This window comes from Corynebacterium renale (assembly GCF_002563965.1).
GTDB classification, from domain to species: domain Bacteria; phylum Actinomycetota; class Actinomycetes; order Mycobacteriales; family Mycobacteriaceae; genus Corynebacterium; species Corynebacterium renale.
This window is the reverse complement of sequence record NZ_PDJF01000001.1, coordinates 959116-974875: the sequence shown is the minus strand read 5'-3', so window position 1 is coordinate 974875 and position 15760 is coordinate 959116. Positions and strand designations below refer to the sequence as shown.

At 68.0% G+C, this 15760-nt stretch carries 11 protein-coding genes and 1 pseudogene; 6 read left to right on the top strand and 6 right to left on the bottom strand.

All coding sequences use genetic code 11. The features are described from left to right. Nucleotides 1–18 precede the first annotated feature (18 nt). The 4 genes from ATK06_RS04565 to ATK06_RS04545 all read right to left on the bottom strand — a co-directional run bounded on the left by ATK06_RS04565 (nt 19) and on the right by ATK06_RS04545 (nt 5438). A complete protein-coding gene (locus ATK06_RS04565; RefSeq protein WP_048381048.1) occupies nt 19–1746 on the bottom strand; it encodes a choice-of-anchor I family protein in 1728 nt (575 codons plus the stop codon). A gap of 65 nt (nt 1747–1811) precedes the next feature. After that, nucleotides 1812–2657 (bottom strand): J domain-containing protein, encoded by an 846-nt coding sequence (locus ATK06_RS04560; RefSeq protein ID WP_053072857.1) that lies wholly within the window; start codon nt 2655–2657, stop codon nt 1812–1814. Between the two features lie 11 nt (nt 2658–2668). Next, nucleotides 2669–4333: a VanW family protein gene (locus ATK06_RS04555; protein ID WP_231913556.1), complete on the bottom strand. Its 1665-nt coding sequence runs from the start codon at nt 4331–4333 to the stop codon at nt 2669–2671. Between the two features lie 10 nt (nt 4334–4343). Then, entirely contained in the window at nt 4344–5438 is a 1095-nt protein-coding gene (locus ATK06_RS04545; protein WP_098388916.1) for a glycoside hydrolase family 3 N-terminal domain-containing protein, read from the bottom strand. A 24-nt stretch (nt 5439–5462) separates the two neighbouring features. Between ATK06_RS04545 and ATK06_RS04540 the strand changes: the two genes are divergently transcribed. The 3 genes and pseudogenes from ATK06_RS04540 to ATK06_RS11430 all read left to right on the top strand — a co-directional run. After that, on the top strand, nt 5463–5942 hold the full coding sequence (locus ATK06_RS04540; protein WP_098388915.1) for a universal stress protein: 480 nt from the start codon (nt 5463–5465) through the stop codon (nt 5940–5942). Nucleotides 5943–5959: 17 nt separating this feature from the next. Further along, nucleotides 5960–6160 (top strand): DUF2613 domain-containing protein, encoded by a 201-nt coding sequence (locus ATK06_RS04535; protein ID WP_048381052.1) that lies wholly within the window; start codon nt 5960–5962, stop codon nt 6158–6160. Further along, nucleotides 6161–7597 (top strand): annotated as a pseudogene (locus ATK06_RS11430) (alpha-(1->3)-arabinofuranosyltransferase domain-containing protein); the annotation flags it as partial. It lies immediately after the preceding gene. Between the two features lie 1342 nt (nt 7598–8939). Here the strand turns inward: ATK06_RS11430 and ATK06_RS04525 are convergent. Then, nucleotides 8940–9980, bottom strand: a complete 1041-nt coding sequence (locus tag ATK06_RS04525; protein ID WP_197712610.1) for an acyltransferase family protein — start codon at nt 9978–9980, stop codon at nt 8940–8942. Nucleotides 9981–10039: 59 nt separating this feature from the next. Here ATK06_RS04525 and ATK06_RS04520 point away from each other — a divergent pair, with 59 nt between their 5' ends. The 3 genes from ATK06_RS04520 to ATK06_RS04505 all read left to right on the top strand — a co-directional run bounded on the left by ATK06_RS04520 (nt 10040) and on the right by ATK06_RS04505 (nt 13758). Further along, nucleotides 10040–11236, top strand: coding sequence for a porin PorA family protein (locus ATK06_RS04520; RefSeq protein WP_098388913.1), 1197 nt, complete (start codon nt 10040–10042; stop codon nt 11234–11236). Beyond that, the gene (locus tag ATK06_RS11210; RefSeq protein ID WP_098388912.1) at nt 11237–12661 is read left to right on the top strand and encodes an MmpA family trehalose lipid delivery protein; all 1425 of its coding nucleotides are present in this window, start codon (nt 11237–11239) and stop codon (nt 12659–12661) included. A 245-nt stretch (nt 12662–12906) separates the two neighbouring features. Next, the gene (locus ATK06_RS04505) at nt 12907–13758 is read left to right on the top strand and encodes a cytochrome b/b6 domain-containing protein (protein WP_083986146.1); all 852 of its coding nucleotides are present in this window, start codon (nt 12907–12909) and stop codon (nt 13756–13758) included. On the opposite strand, the gene ATK06_RS04500 is transcribed toward ATK06_RS04505, so the two are convergent. Continuing rightward, on the bottom strand, nt 13755–15731 hold the full coding sequence (locus ATK06_RS04500; protein ID WP_098388911.1) for a bifunctional metallophosphatase/5'-nucleotidase: 1977 nt from the start codon (nt 15729–15731) through the stop codon (nt 13755–13757). The two genes, ATK06_RS04505 and ATK06_RS04500, sit on opposite strands and share 4 nt — an antisense overlap. Nucleotides 15732–15760: the final 29 nt, after the last annotated feature.

Genomic DNA, 15760 nt, shown 5'->3' with positions numbered 1-15760 from the left:
CTTGTTGTGCGCTAGGACTTAGAAGCGGAAATGCTCCAGCAGCTGTGGCATGAAGTGGTTAGCCAGACCCAAGGCGCCCAGCAAGGCCGCAAGGACACCAATGACGGCACCAGCGATTGTGCCGCCACGCGAGGAACCATCCGCGTCCTGACCGGCGAGCTGACGGACCTCAAACACGGTGGTCGTACCTGAGACTTCGTTGCCGACGATCAGCAACGCCTCCCCGTTGGGAGAATCAGCGGCGGGAACGAATGCGAAGCCCTCCGGGCCGAGGTCGCCTGCAGCTGCGGTCCCTGGGGATGCGTTGAAGTCGCGGTTATTCACGTAGGTCACGAACTCGGCGGATGCCGGGGTGGTGATGTCGTAGACGAAGACGCCACCGACGCGCTCAGCGCCGATGAACGCGTAGGTGCGCTCACCTACCTGGCCCACGGTCAACGCCTCTGGCTCTGGGCCCTTGTTGTCGGAACGGTCGTCGAACTCATTGTCGTCGTTATTCGCGTTGAAGTTCAGCTTGCCTTGCGCGTGCAGGTCGGCGGTGATGCGCTCGAAATCTGAACCGGAATCGAAGACGACGTTGCCGGCGGCGTCGTAAATGCTGAAGCTCCGGGAACCATAAGCGTGGAGATCATCGAAGCACCCGCGCTCTTCGTTCCAGCCGGAAGCGTTGGTCAGCTTCAGGTTGCCCATCTGCTCCTTGGCCGCCAGCTCTTTGAGGTCCCAGCCTGCGACTGCGTCTTCACAGACCAGATTTTCTTTGACCAGGTCCTTGAACTCCACCTCATCGGTGTAGCCGCCCCACTCGCGGGCGTCGCCCTCGTTGGCGGTGGCGAAATAGGTTGCCCCGCCGACCTCAAACGCGGCGATGGAATCCGGCATAGACAGGCCCTTCACCGGTTGGGTGCGCAACTCTACTTTCCCGTCCTTGTTCGACGGGTCCAACGGCACCTGCCGGTGGTCGGTCACATACGCCGGAACGACGTCGGTGACCTCAGCGTTCTCGATGTCAACCATCGCGATAGCGTTGTTTTCTTGCAGCGTCACGAACGCCGTTCCACCGACAGAAGAAATGTACTCCGGCTCAAAATCGCGCGACGCCAGATTATGGTGGCCCGCGGGACCGAAGACGCGGACACCAGCCGGAACGTTGCCGTCGTAGGCTCGGAAGTCGGCGGTACGTACGTCGGATTGCGCCGGCGCCGCAATCCCGCCCGGAAGCGTAATCACAGAAACCGAACCCTCCGGATCGACGGCGTACGCCTCCCCGGTGGCATCCATCTCGTCGGAGGGCTCCCCCTCATTGGCCACTAGGGCGAAGCGGCCGTCGGCAGTGATGTGCACGTTGTCCGGCAGCGACCCCACCGACACGCGCCCCAGCTCGGTCAACGTGGTGACGTCAAAGAACAACGCCTCGCCTGCCGCCGTCTTATCTCCCTGCTGCACGGCGGCGACCGCGAGGCCGTCGGCACGCACCGCCACCGAGTTGATCTCCTTGTCCCCACCAGCAGAGATAGTGCCCACCTTGCTCAGGTTCGACACGTCAGCGGCATCGAGGACATCGACCTGCCCGCTCTGCGCATTCACGGTCAGGATCCGCTGCGAGCTAGCGTGGAAGGCCACGATCTCAGCGGCAGATTTCCCAAACACGCCCGAAGCGTAGGTGCCCACCGGGGCAAGTTCGACGGCGTGGGCAGCGGGGGCAGCCAGCGCGCACGCACTGGCCAGGGCGACAACATATTTTCTCATGCCCTCACTGTGCCCCACGAAAGTAGCGGCCCGGCCACATTCAGGTGAATTCTAGGGAAGCACCCTTAAACTTCCGGCTCGACCGGCTCCTCTACTTCGATGAGTCCTTCGAACCAGACGCGGGTCACGGGCAGCAACAGCATCGCCAGCGCCACGAGCACGATCACCAGCGCGACAATCCGCACCAGCGCGATGAACAAGGAAATGTCGGGGATGCCCACCATCCACAGGATCATGAGGACACTCATCGCCACGACGCTCACCCAACTGACTGGCGACGACGCCCGCAGCGCCGTCATCGTGAGGTAAATCCCGAAGGCCGTAATCCCGAACCAGCCGACAAAACTGGTGAACACGGCCTGGAACATGAGCGCCAGGTCCACTTCGGCGAAAATGCTTCCAAGGTCGACGTACTGTGCGGATTCGACGCCCCTGCCGGACGCGCCGTAAATCGCCAGCGTCAGCGCCAAGTAGCCGGTGACGATGAAGCCCAGGAGAGCAAGCGCACTTCCCAGGTACACGGTGACGCGCGCCGGCCGGGGCGCGTTCTTCAGGAGGACGCCGACTCGCGGGCGTGGGCCCAGGTCTGGGGCGGGGCGTCGGACGCGGCGTGTCATTCCGGCCGCGTGGCTGCGGGTGGGCACGTGTTCGGAGGTGCCGGCGAGGCGGACGAGGTCGCGGATGACGATGGGGCTGCGGGTGTCGTCGGCAAGCCTGGTGTCGTAGAGCTCTTTCTTCGCGGGGTCGCTGAAGATGTTGTAGGCGGTTTGTACCTCGTGGAGCTCTGGGTCGGACAGGTCGCGGCCGGCGGCGCGCAGTTCCGCCAGGCGCGGTTGGAGTTGGGCGGCCAACTCCTCACCGCTGTGCGTCGGGTCCAGGTTCAGGTGCTCGTAGAGGTTGTAGTGCGACATACCGCGCCATTTTAACTACAACGAATGATCGGCTGCGGATCGTAGACGGTGGTCTGCGTTTCGCGGGAGATTTCCGCGCCGGCGAGGTCGCGGATGATGCGGGTATCCGAGGTGGTGAACCCGGGCGCGCCACCGGATGGGACGCAGGATCCGCCGGACACGCTGCGCGTCTGTGGGGCGGTCTGTGCCCAGCGGCCGCCGTTGATGGATTCCACGTTGACCGTCTTCACGCCCATGAGGCGGACGGTGACGGACCCGCCGCCGACGGACGTGTCGATGCGTACCGGGTACGGGGATGTGTTGCGGAAGACCAGGTCGATGGCCCCTTCGTAGACTGTGGCTTCGCGGCCTGCCGGGTAGCGGGAGATGTAGTAGGAGTGCGGGGTGTGCGCCACGTCTTCCATGCCGGCGAAGTAGGCGGCGTTGTACAAGGTGGTGGCGAACTGGGAGATGCCGCCGCCGACGGCGGTGTCGGCGCGCCCGTTCAAAATGATGCCGCCTTCGACGTAGCCTTGGGCGCGGCCGCGGGGGCCGGTGTAGCCGTTGAGGGAGAACGTGTCGCCGGGGGCGACGATCGCCCCGTTGACGGTCCGGGCGGTCAGGGCAATGTTCGTGCCGGAGGTTGCCGAGTACCCGGAGGTCGTAAATTCGCCGACGACCTGGTCGAAGGTGGCGTGTTCGGCGTCGAGGGTGGTGAAGGTGGCCGGTTCGTCGATGTAGGCGACGTCGAATTCCTTGGGGTCGTCGCCGATGATGCGGGCGGTGAGGTCGCCGAGGGTGGCGTCCCAATCAATTTTCACGCCGTCGACGTGTGGGGTAACAGTTTTCCCGCCGCCGGCGTAGGAGATGCCGGCGTTGCGTTTCGGCTGCTCGGTCGCGGCAAGTGTTTCCGCGAGGATGCCTTGGGCGTGGTCGCGGTTGACGTCGGTGCGCAGGGTGGTGCCGTCGGGGACGAAAGTGACGACTTCCCCCATGCGCTCCGTAGGGATGGTGCCGTCGACGCCGTCGCGGCCGTGGGCTACCAGCGGCGCGGAGACGGCGGCGGCAGCGGGCCCTTCGGCGGCGGCGTTGACTGCGTCTTCGCCGATGGCGGGGGCGGTGGTGGTGGCGTCGAGAAGCACTCCCTCGGGGTCGGCCCACCCTTCGACGAGCGCGGAGGTCAGGTCCATGCGGTCGACGTTCTGCCCGTCCAACGGTTCCTCGGTGCGGACCTGCCCGCCGTCGAGCCAGACGGCGCCGTCGCGGGGTTCGCGCTGCAGGTCGGCGGTGAGGCGGTCGAGCTCCGGCTCCAGGGCCTGCTTATCGACGTCCGATGCCACCGGCACCTCGTACGTGGCAAAGAATCCGCGCAACCGGGTGACCGGGTTCCACGACTGCTGGCCGGCCCCTTCGACAGTGGCCTCCCAGTTGGGGCTGATGCCCGCGGTGGCGGGAACCACGCGGGAGTCCAATTCGCCGGCGCGGACGATCACCGGTTGGGTGTTGGCGTCGCCGAGTTCGCGCTCGAGGGTGGCGGCGGCTTCGTCGCGGTCCATACCTCCGATGGCCACGCCGCCGACGGTAGCGCCGCGGGGAACAGCGCCTTGAGACGTGAGAACGTCTGCGGCATAGGCCAATCCGGCGATGCCGATCAGGCCTACGATGATCCCTGCCAGTACTTTAAACGTCTTCTGCACCCTGTACAGGCTACTCGCCGGCGTCGCGGGCAGCCACCACGCGCTCAATGGGCAGCTCCCCAGAAGTGACGGCCTGCTCGAGGAGGTCCACGGTTTCCTGGACCTGGTCGCCGGTGGACCACAGGGCGCGGTCGGCCCCCGCTTTCAGGGCGGCGAGCACGGCCTGCGGGGTGGACATCCGGTCGGTGATGGCGGCCATGCCGGAGAGGTCATCGGTGTACACCACGCCGGTGTAGGCGGGCCCGCCGTACGCGCCGGAGCGCAGGTACTCGTAGACGGCGGGGTCCACGGTGGCGGGCAGGTCCCCGGTGCTTAAGCCCGGCACGTTGAGGTGGCCCATCATCACGCCCACGTCTGGGTGTTCGGTGAGCAGTTGTGCGAACGCCGCCCCGTCGAGGCGGGCGAGCTGTTCCACAGGCGGGGTGACGGCCGGCCCCAGGTGGGTATCCCCGCTGGCGGCGCCGTGCCCCGGAAAGTGCTTCATGACGGCATCCACCCCCGCATCCTCCAACCCGGAAGCGAACGCCCCGGCGTATTGGCCCACCTTGGCGGCTTCGTTGCCGAAAGCACGGTCACCCACGATGTCCAGGCCCGCGGTGTCTACATCCGCGACGGGCGCAAAATCTACCGTGATCCCCCGGGCGCGCAGGCGCTCCCCGACGGCGCGGGCGGCGTCGCGGACTTCGTCGGCCGTCTTAGAGTCGCCGAGGGTACGCGCCGCCGGCGAACCGCCGAGCACCTCCGCGTGGCGCTGCACCCGGCCGCCCTCGAAGTCGATGGCCACATCAAACTCGCGGCCCACCGCCTCCTTCAGCGCTGCAATGTCGCGGCCAGGTTCGGTAAGCAGGGCCGGGTCAGCCCAACTAGGAATAAAAATCCCGCCCACCCCCTGTTCCAGGGCGGCGCGCGCGGAATCGAAGTCCGTGACGCCCACTATTAATAAGGACGCCAACGTCGCGCGCAGTTCGGCAGGGTCCGTGAGCTGGGAAGCGGCGGTAGTTTCGGGCGCTGGGGGCGTCGAGAAGCGGTCCGGGGACCCGCACCCTCCCACCAGCGCGGCCACCACAGTGACCTGCACCAATACCGATTTCCCTGAAACGCCCATAAACACTCATTACACTCGTTTGCGATGAATTCCACAAACACCACCCTTATCGCCTACGACGGCTCCGAGGAAGCACGCCGCGCCCTCACCTGGGCCGCCCAGCTCCTGAAAACCGACCACGTAGACATCCTCACCGTCTGGGAACCCGCCGCCCGCCAAGCCGCCCGCTCCGCCGGCATGAGCGGCATGCACCAAGGCGACTGGACCCACAGCACCGACGGCGGCGACCCCGCCTTCGAAATTGCCCGCGACGTCGCCCGCGACGGCCAAGCACTGGCCGAGGAACTGGGCCTGTCCGCGCGGGCCCACATCGTGGAAACGGCCTCGTCTGTCTGGTCCGCCATCCTCGACGCCGCCGAACAACTCCAACCCACCTGCCTAGTCACCGGCACCAAAGCCATCAGCGGCGTCTCCTCCTGGTGGCGGACCTCCACCGCCGACTCCCTGGTGAAAAACGCGGGCATCCCCATCCTCGTCGTCCCGCCCGAAGACGACGAAGACTAAATGCTAGGCTAGCTACCATGCCTTTTGTCACAGACTCACTGACCCGCCGCACCACCGGCCCCGCGCTGGCCAGCGCAATCGTCGGCGCCGGCCTCGGAGTCGTGGCTATCTTCGGAATCGCAACCTTCAGTACCTCCGACTCCGTCCCGCAGGGCCACGCCGTCCCCGCCGACCAGGCCGTCCAAGGCGGCCCCGAATACGGCTCCCGCGGCGAATAAATGCGCGCGGGGGCGCGGCACGCCGCCGCCTGGCTGCTCGCTGCGCTCATCGCGTGGACGCAACCGTGGGGGCGCGTCGCCGCCGACACAAAACACGACCTCGCCGCCGACCCGTGGGGCTTCCTGGCCGGCGCAGCGTCCGCGTACACGGACGTTTTTACCCTCGGGCAAATCCAAAATCAGGCCTACGGCTACCTGTGGCCGCAGGGCCTTTTCTTTGCGCTGACTGATTTCCTCCCCGACTGGGTAGCGCAACGCTGCTGGTGGACCCTGGTTGTAGGGGTCGGCTTCTCCGGCATGCTGGTACTGCTGGGGCGCCTGGGGTTCCGCGGCTGGGGGGCGCTGCTGCCGGCGGCGGTGTATGTGCTGAGCCCCCGTACTCTCACCACGTTGACCGCGATCTCGTCGGAGACGTGGCCGGTGATGCTGGCGCCGTGGGTCGTGGCCCCACTGATTAGGGCGCGCGGCTGGCCGGCGCTGGCGCGTTCGCTGCTGGCGGTGGCGTGTATGGGCGCGGTCAACGCCACCGCGACGATCGCCGCGTGCGTACCCGCGGCCGTGGTCTTGCTGTGGTCGAAGCGATGGCGCGGTTTCCTCGCCTGGGGTGCCGGCTGCGTAGCGGTGAGCGCCTGGTGGATCGGCCCGCTGCTGGTCATGGGCCGTTTCGCCGCCCCGTTCACGGAATTTATCGAATCCGCGACCGTGACCACCGCGTGGACGAACCCGGTCGAAGTGCTCCGCGGGGTCACGCATTGGACGCCGTTCGTGGACACCGAGCGCGCCGCCGGCCACCTGCTGGTGACGTCGCCGGTGTTCGTGGTCGCCACGATCGCCGTCGCCGCCGTCGGTCTGGTGGGTGTGCGCCGCCGCCCGATGTGGGTGGCCATGCTGGCCGTAGGGCTGATTGCGGTGTGCGCGCTCCCCATCCCGCTTCTCGACGGCCCGCTGGCCGCCTTCCGCAACGTCCACAAATTCGACCCCCTGATCCGGCTGCCCCTGGCGGTCGGCTTCGCGGCGGTGGTCCACGGGCTGCGCCCGGTCAAGTTCGCGGCCGGGGTGGCGGTCGTGGCGGTGGCGTGCGCGCCGGCGTGGACCGGCCGCCTCCTCCCGGAGGGCCACTACGCGCAGGTCCCCGCCTATTGGCAGGAGGCCGCGAACTTCATTAACGAGCACGGCCAGGAGACGCGCACGCTCATCGTCCCGCCCGCGCCTTTTGCCCGCCAGGACTGGGGGTGGACGCGCGACGAAGTCCTCCAACCCCTGCTGGACGTGCCGTGGGCCACCCGCGACGCGGTGCCGCTTATCGCGCCGGAAGCGATCCGCGGCCTCGACGGTCTTATGGCCGTCCTCGCCGAGGATTCCCTACCACCAGAGGGCCAGGCCACCGCGCTGACCGCGGCCGGGTTCGGGATCCTGGTCCTGCGCGAGGACACCCCCGATGAGCAGCGGGAACGCTTGCACGAACTGGGGGACGTGCACCGGTTTGGGGAGGTGGACGTGGTGGTCGTCGACTCGGGCGCGGGCCCGACGTGGGCGCGCGACTACCCGACCGTCGCCGGCGGCGAGGAAGCCGTCGCCCTCGTGCGCGCCATCACCGGGACCGAACACATGCGCCTGGCCGGCCCCGGCGAGCCGGCGCACATCACCACGGACACGCCGCTGCTCGTGGCGCGCAACTACGGCTCCGGCGACGCGTCCGCGCCGCTGGCCCACCCGTCGGAGGGCGCGGACGTGGCCAACCGGGTGGCCGACTACCCCAGCCACGCCGACCCCATCCCCGTCACCGAAACCGGCGGCCACGTGCGCGCCAGCAGCTCCGCGGCAGACGCCACCAGCTTCGGCGGGCCCAACCCAGGCCAGTCGCTGAATGCGCTCGCCGACGGCAACCCCGACACCGCGTGGTGGCCAACCGCCGGCGCCGGTGCGGGCGAGTGGATAGAGGTGGAGGCGGGGTCGTCGATAAGCATCACAGCCACCGACGACACCACCGTCCTCGTGGGAGATACCCCCACCCACCTGCGGGGCGGCATCCCCCGCGACGTGCCGGCGGGGCGGATCACGCTCACCGAGCGGGTCGGGATCGCCGAGGTCAGCCCGCTGCGGCGCGTCATCGAGGTCGAAGGGCCGGGCGACATCATCCTGCAGGACCTGCTGCCGCGCACCGGGCACCTGCACCGGATCGTCACCGCCCACGGCGACTACACCCTCCGCGCGCCCGGGCCCGTCACCATCGACGGCCGCGAAGTGGAACCCGGCGCGAGCCTGCGCCTGGACGGCCGCCACGAACTGCGCACCGACTCCGCCTGGGTGTGGCTGGACACCGACACGCCCGCCCCCGCCGCCGAGCCTGTCTGGGTGACGCAACGCGCCGCCGGTCCCGGGCTGCCCGGAACGCTTATCGACGCCCACGTCCGCGCCCTCCCCACCGCCGACCCGGAAGCCACCGTGGGCGCCGACTTCGCCGGCAACTCCTGGTACCGGTGGTCGCTGCTCGGCGGCGGCGCGTTGGCCCTGATTGCCGTGGCCGTGTGCGCGTGGGGAGCACGCCGGCCGGCTGCCGTGGGCGAGGGCGCGCTGCCGGGTTGGGTCGCGCCGGTGCTCGTCGCGGTGGCCGGCGCGGCGATCAGTGGTTGGGCCGGGCTCGCCGCCGTCCTGGGCACGTGGGCTGTGCTGCGCTGGACCACGCTGCGCGCCGCCCCACTAACCTGCGTGCTGCTTGGCATCGCCGCGACCTGGTTGGCGCGCGCCCCGTGGCCGGCCGACAACTACGCCGGGCACACTACGGCGCTGGCTCTACTGGGCCTTGCCGCGGTCGCGTGCGCTGTTCCACCACCTCGTAGAACAACGCCGCCACCACCAACGAGCCGGCAAGAGTCACCGCAAGGACCGGTAGGAACGACCCACTAAATTCGGGCACGCCGACCACCGGGAACGCCACCGACAACACCGCGACGTGCCAGAGGAATAAGGAATAGGACCAGTCGCCTACTTTCTGCACCGGCGCGGTAGTCAGGAGGCTCCCGCCGCGCGGCACGAGCGCGTACGGCCAGACGACCGCCACCGCGAACACCGTCCCGGCCGCGATGCGGGCGTTGAATTCCGCCGGCGTCGGGTGCTCCAAACCCACGGGCCCGAACCACTCGCGGCTAGCCACCCACGCCACCAGCGCCGCTGCGGCCCACCACGCGGCCCGCGGGCGCAGCACGGCCCGCAACCAGGACGGAACCCCACGCCGCTCCAGCTCGGCGGCAAGAATCCCAACCGCAAACCACGGCGCGTAGGACGGCGGCCAAATCTGCAGGTTCACCGACCCCGGGTCCGCCGGAATCATCCACGGCCACACAAAACCAGCCGCCCCGCCAACCAGCACCAACCACACCGGCAACCGGAGCAGCAGCGGGAACACCAGGTAAAACGCGAACTCCACACACAGGGACCACAGGTGCGTCAAACCCCCGACCAGGCCGTGCGGCACGTAAATCTGGGTTCCCGTCAGCTGGGCAAACACCTGCGCCGGGGTGGCACCAAACGCCACCGGGAACAGTGCCAGCACCAGGACCACGCACGTCAGGTAGGCGGGCGCAAGGCGGGCGAAGCGGCGTCGATAATAGCTAGACACCGAACGCCGCTTCCCCCGCCACAGCACGAAAGCCGACAGCGCGAAGAAAACGGCCACGAAAAAATCTAACCGGCCCAGCACCGGAAACCGGGCGTCCAGGCCCGTCTGGAACGCCACGTGCGTCACCAGTACCCCCACCGCGGCCACCGCGCGTACCCCCTGCAAGTGGGCATTAAACCGGGCGTTGGGAGGATTGACCATAGTTCTACTAGGATACGTGCAAGAACGCCCAGCACAAGTAAAAAAGGAGCCCCTGGTCCATGAGCACTGACTCACGCATGCCGGAATACGCCGGTGTGCAGCCGGGGCCCGTCGAGGCGCTGCGCGGCCGCTTGAGCCGCAAGTGTCGGCTCGTCCTTGTGTACCTGGCCATCAGTGCCGTGCTGTTATTGCTGGCAGGCGACGTGATCCCGCGGTGGCGGTTGCAAAATATGTCGCAACTTCCGGTCGGCATTTCCCGGCACGTGACCATGGAGCCGACGAAAACCACCGTCCTGGCGCTCAGCGCGCACGCCCTCGACGACGTCCCAACCTGGGCCAAAGACCAACCCGGCTGCGACAAGGGCTACCTTTCTCCCCTGCACTGCTGGTCCGACCCCGGGGTGTTGCACATTGCGTACGACGCCGTCACCGTCGAAGCCGAGGAATCTGACGAAGTCGACATCAACGCCCTCATCCGCGTCAAGAACGGCGATACTGCCGTCGCCGAGCTCACCGACCAGGTCCGCCTGGAAAAGAGCTCCCGGATGCCGGTCGCTGAACCCGACGCGTCCCTGATGATCTCCATCCCACGCGCCAGCAGTGGCATGCTGATGAGCAACTCCACCCGCGACGGCGTCCAATACTTCTTCCCCTCCGTGACGGAGAAGAAGTCCTACGAATACTACGACCGGCTGGCCATGACCTCTGAGCCGCTGGACTTCGTCGAAGAAACCACCACCGACTCCGGGATGACGGTCTACCGGTTCGCCCAAACCCTTGAACCGCGGCGCGTCGTCTACGAAGGCCAGCCCGACCACCGGGTGTCCAACATCAATTTCTCCACCATGGAACTGCCCGCCGCCCAGCTTTTCGACGCCCCCGAGCGCACCCGCCGCGGCCTCAAACCCGAGGACCTGGTGGAGGTCAACACCTACTACACGGCCACCCGCGAACTCCTCGTGGAACCACAGTCCGGCGAGATCGTGGACAGCCACGAAATCATGCACCTCTACCTCGCCGCCGACGACGAAGACGCCCACGGTGACGCTTTGAAGCCGCACTCCAGCCGCTCCGCCTTCTCCGCGAACCTCAACTGGGACGCCGAAACCCGCGCCACCCAGGAGGCCTACGCCCAAGACGTGATCTCCACGAAGCGCAACCTGGCTTTGCTGTCGTGGGTGTGCAAGTTCCTGCTGCTCGTGGTTGTGGCGCGGGCGGTCGTCGAGATTTTGCGTAATCGCCGCGGAAGCCTGTAAATGTCCGCGCGGGTGATCCTGCTGTGGGCGTGGGCCACCATTCTCGTCGGGCCACTCGCGCTCGTGCTGGCGGGGCCGGGGGTGCTCGCGCACAGGGACATGCTGGTCCTCGATCACCCGGGGCTGACCGGGCACGCTCTCGGGCTTCACGACGCCGCCCGCGCCACCCCCCAAGACGCCGTCCTCGCGGTGATCGGCGCGGTGGTGCCGGCGTCGTGGGTGGTGCGCCTGCTCCTGGTAGCCGGGGCGTGCGCAGCTGTGGGCGCTGCGGTCGCGTGGGCGCGCCGCGCGGCCGCCGGACCGTGGGCCACGGCCCTTGCCATGCTCGTGGCCTGCTGGTCGCCCGCCGTTCTGGAGAGGTTGGCGCAGGGCCACTGGTCGCTGGTGCTGTGCGGGTGGCTGCTCCCCGGGATCGTCTACCTGGGCGTGACCAGGCGTCATCTCGCCCAGTGGGCGCTCATGTGGCCGGCAACGCTTAGCCCGACGGGCGCCGTCTTCGCCGTGCTGGCAGGCGTAGTATCCTCCCGGGGGCGCGCCCTTCCCGTGGGCGTGGTCCTGTGCCTGCCGTGGCTGGTGCCTTCGCTGGTCTCCCCCGGCGCGCCGGTGAGCGCGGAATCGGTGCGGGCGTTCGCGCCCCGCGACGGGTGGGCATTGTTCGGCGGGTCCGGGATCTGGAACGCGGACTTAATCGCCGGGGTGCCGGTGTGGGTCGGGGTGGCGTTGGCGTGCGTCCTGCTGGCCGGGTGGCGGGGACTTCCCGCAAGCGCGGCGTTCCTGGGCGTGGTGGCCATCGGCGTTCCACTTTTCGCGGTGCTCGCGCCCGGGGCGTGGGAATGGGTCCTCACCACGATCCCCGGGGCCGGTTTGGCCCGCGACGCCCACAAATTCCTCCTCCTGGGCATCCCGGCGGCGGTCATCCTGGCCGCGCACATCCGGCCGGCACCCGTCGCCGCGATAGGGCTGGTGCTGGCGTGCGCGAATCTCGTCGGCGCGCCCGCCCAACTCGCCGCCCTGCGCCCCGCCGCGCTAGACACCCCGCACAGCGCGTGCGCGGAAGGCACCGTATTCCTGCCCGGCGCGACCACGCTTATCGACGGGCCCCTCATCAACCCCTGGTTCAAAACCACCGACGCCCTCTACCCCGGGGGCCTGCGAGTGGATGGCGTGGTCGTCGATAAGCCCACCCCGGAGTGGGCCGACGCCGACGCCGCGTGGGAAGCCCGCGACCTGGCCCGGCTGCACGAGCTCGGGGTTGGCACCGTCGTGGACCCGGCGACCGGTGAATGTTTAGCCAAACCCGGCGGAAAACCACCCACACGCTGGCCCGCCCTCCTTCTCCTGGCAGCCTGGTGGCTGGTCATACCGCTAACCGCCGGATACAGTAGAAGGGCTTTAACCGCGACCAGAGGAAGGACACAACGGTGACCGACAACCGCCCAACCCCACCGGCACCCACCCCGCCGGGAGCCGCCGTCCCGCCGCCAGCCGTTCCTCCTGCTGCCGCGCCGCCGGCTGCCGCGCCGCCGGCCGCTGTCCCGCCCGCTGCGGTCCCGCCTGCTGCGGTTCCGCCGGCCGCCGCGCCGCCCGCGGCCGCGCCCGCCCCCACTCCCGTCGCGCCAACTCCAGAACCGGCGGCGACGCCGGAGGAACCGGTCGTCGAGAAGCGGGCAGTGTGGCCGTGGATTGTCGGCGCCGTCGTGCTGCTGGCTGCCGCGGTGCTGGGTTCGCGCTGGTGGTTGGGCACCGACGCCGGCGCCGCATTCCTGGACCGCTACGACGGCGCCGCCCCCATGCCTGCCGACGCGCCGGTCGGGGTGCCGTGGTGGGCGTCGTGGGCACACGCGCTGAATATTTTCCTGATGGCCGGGATCATCCGCACGGGCATCATCGTGCGCCGCGAAACCCGTCCGGCCGGCTACTGGCGCCCCCGCGGGAAAACGCGCCCGAAACTGACCCTGACCACCTGGTTCCACATGCTTATCGACGCCCTCTGGCTCCTCAACGGCGTCATTTTCGTCATTCTCCTCATAGTGACGGGCCAGTGGGCGCGCGTGGTTCCCTCCAGTTGGGAAGTTTTCCCGAACGCCCTGTCCGCCGGCCTGCAATACGCGAGCCTCGACTGGCCCACCCACGACAGTTGGATCCACTACAACGGACTCCAGCAGCTGATGTACTTTGCGGTGATTTTCATCGCCGCCCCGCTGGCGATCGTGTCCGGCCTGCGCCTGAGCCCCCTCTGGCCGGCGAAGTGGACGTTCTTCACCAAGGACCAGGCCCGCGTGCTGCACTTCCCGGTCATGGTGTTCTTCGTCGTGTTCATCGTGGTGCACGTGGCGCTCGTCTTCTTGACCGGGGCACTGACCAACCTGAATCACATGTTTGCGGCCACGAACCAGGAAGGTTTCACCGGGCTGGTGATGTTCCTAGTCGTAGCCGTGTTCACGGGAGGCTTTGTGGCGGCCCTGCGTCCGTCGGTCTTCGCGTCCGTGGCGCGGCTAACCGGCGACGTGTCGCAGCGCTAAATCCGGATCCCGAACTGCCCCAAAATCGGGCGCACGCGGTCCGCAATCAACGGTGCAGCGGCTGCGATCAGGCCAAACACCACCGCCACCACAGAGAACACGCCCGCCGATGAGCCGACCGCGGAACCGGTGAGGAAATCGTTGGAATCCCCGCCGCTCACGTCCACAGGGAGGGTGACGTCGGTGCCGGCGTCCGTCGTGACGCGAAGAACCTGCTCGCCTGCCGCGTCCGCCGGGACCGGGAGGGTGACGGTCGCTGTGCCGGCCTCCCCGTAGCCTGCCGGGCCGAAATCGGGGGTGATGTCGGCGGTTGCGGTCGCGCCGGCGAGCTCCACGGTGACCTGCTGGGCCGTCTCGCCCTGCGTGTACATCAACGAATTCAGCTCGACGGTCACCTCCTCGCCAGCCCGGACGGCCTCCGGCAGGTGAATACCCACGTTGGACTGGCCGCCGCGGGGCGCGAGGTCCGGCGTACCCGCCAGGTACTCGTTGAAGGCGGTCACGTCGATGAAGCCTGTCGACGGCAGCGGGGTGCCCTTCGTGAAAGCTTTAAAGTTATCCCCGCCGCCGAGCAGGAAGGTGGAGCCCGCCACAACGTACTCCTTGGCCGGGTCGAGCGGTTGGCCGTCGACGGTCACCGAGGTGATGCGGCTACCCTGCGGGGCTTTCGGGTCGTAGGTGTAGGACACGTTGTTGGAAACTCCCAGGGAGAGGACGGGGCGGTCGGCGGCCGGGTCCTTCCACTGCTGTTCCAGTGCCTCCTTGAAGGCGGCGCCGCTTAGCCGGGTGTAGGTGATGTCGTTACCGAACGGTTGGACGGAGAACGCGTCCTTGTACGTGATCTCCCCGGCGGGCAGGTCGTCGCGCACGCCGCCCGCGTTCATGACGCCGATGTCCGCGGTGACGGTGGTGTTCTTAGTGATCCCCGCTTTCGCGACCTCCGCGAGCAGGTTGTTGAGCGTGGATTCCACCCCGCGGTTGGAGCCCGAGTCGCCGCCTTCGTTCTTCCCGCGGTAGAACGCCGCCGGGGACTGGGCGACGACCTTGGAACCTTCGACGTCAGCGGCGGCTTGGGCTTCCTGCACGAGGGCCGCGATCTCCGGGTAGGGGGTGAGGCAGTCGGCGATCTGGTCCACTCCCAGGACTTCTGCCTTTTCGACGGTCACCGTGTCGGTGGCGCGGTCGTAGGCGAGGTCAACGTTGGCCAGGTTTTTACTGTACGAGCCGGCCTGCACAACCAGCGGCTGGGTGCCCGTCGGCGGGACCTCCAGGTGCGAGTGGCCGGCGAAGACCACGTCGACGTTCGGGGAGAACGTCTTGGTCTCCATGGCGCCTTCGTGGATGAGCGCCACGATGACGTCGGCGGCCCCGGAGGCGGTGAGTTCGTCGGCAAGCTGGTTGGTCACGGTGACGGCATCGCGGAAGGAGACGTCGTCGATCAGGCCGGGGGAGACCAGGTTTTTGGTGTCGTCGGTGACGGTGCCAATGAACGCGACCTTGACGCCGTCCATCTCCTTGATCCAGTACGGGGGCATGTCCAGGCCGTCGACGTTGGCGCCGAGGGTCGGGAAGTTGGACTCCGGCATGATACGGTCGCGCAGGTCGGCGGTGCCCTTGTCGAATTCGTGGTTGCCCACCGCCGTCGCCTCCAGTCCCATGGCGTTGAGGATGTCGATCGTTGGCGCGTCATCCAGGATCGCGGACACGAACGGCGTTCCGCCCACGTTGTCGCCCGAGGACACGAACGCGGAAGCCTTGCCGGCGGTGGCGCGGTCGACGGCACACTTTAGGCGTTCGGCGCCCGGTTCGGTGATGTTGCCGTTCTTATCCGTGACCAGTTCGATGTGGCCGTGGAAATCGGTGATGTTGGAAATAGTGAAACGGGCCGGCCCCTGGGCGGCAGCGACCTGCGTTCCAAGTGCTGCCGCGGCGCATGCGGTGGCGACGGCGACGGCGCGACGAAGAGTAGACACAAAATCCTCCTAGAAAAGTAGTACGTCTT

Bases quoted from the DNA above. Each gene is read 5' to 3' on its own strand.
- ATK06_RS04565 (WP_048381048.1), bottom strand. From the start codon at position 1,746: ATGAGAAAATATGTTGTCGCCCTGGCCAGTGCGTGCGCGCTGGCTGCC.
- ATK06_RS04560 (WP_053072857.1), bottom strand. From the start codon at position 2,657: ATGTCGCACTACAACCTCTACGAGCACCTGAACCTGGACCCGACGCAC.
- ATK06_RS04545 (WP_098388916.1), bottom strand. From the start codon at position 5,438: ATGGGCGTTTCAGGGAAATCGGTATTGGTGCAGGTCACTGTGGTGGCC.
- ATK06_RS04540 (WP_098388915.1), top strand. From the start codon at position 5,463: ATGAATTCCACAAACACCACCCTTATCGCCTACGACGGCTCCGAGGAA.
- ATK06_RS04535 (WP_048381052.1), top strand. From the start codon at position 5,960: ATGCCTTTTGTCACAGACTCACTGACCCGCCGCACCACCGGCCCCGCG.
- ATK06_RS04525 (WP_197712610.1), bottom strand. From the start codon at position 9,980: ATGGTCAATCCTCCCAACGCCCGGTTTAATGCCCACTTGCAGGGGGTA.
- ATK06_RS04520 (WP_098388913.1), top strand. From the start codon at position 10,040: ATGAGCACTGACTCACGCATGCCGGAATACGCCGGTGTGCAGCCGGGG.
- ATK06_RS11210 (WP_098388912.1), top strand. From the start codon at position 11,237: ATGTCCGCGCGGGTGATCCTGCTGTGGGCGTGGGCCACCATTCTCGTC.